General features: G+C 40.8%; 1 rRNA gene. It reads right to left on the reverse strand.

The window, feature by feature from the left end:
• Positions 1 to 181 precede the first annotated feature (181 nt).
• Positions 182 to 233 (reverse strand): 16S ribosomal RNA (locus tag ACNQ0T_RS24590); the annotation flags it as partial.

Here is a 233-nt window from a genome sequence, read left to right on the forward strand (position 1 = left end):
TTCACTTCTGATTGCGAAAATTTGAGAGACTCGAACACACATGAGCTGTGTGTCGTTTCAATTTTCAGCTTGATCCAGATTTTTAAAGAGCAAAACTTCTTAATGCACTCAAAAGTACATTCAGAAGTTCATCATTCATCAGACAATCTGTGTGGACACTACAAAGGCAGGTTCTTTAAGGTAAGGAGGTGATCCAACCGCAGGTTCCCCTACGGTTACCTTGTTACGACTTC

Origin of the sequence: Enterobacter cloacae complex sp.6700776 (genome assembly GCF_048284255.1) — a bacterium.
Taxonomy (GTDB): Bacteria; Pseudomonadota; Gammaproteobacteria; order Enterobacterales; family Enterobacteriaceae; genus Enterobacter; species Enterobacter intestinihominis.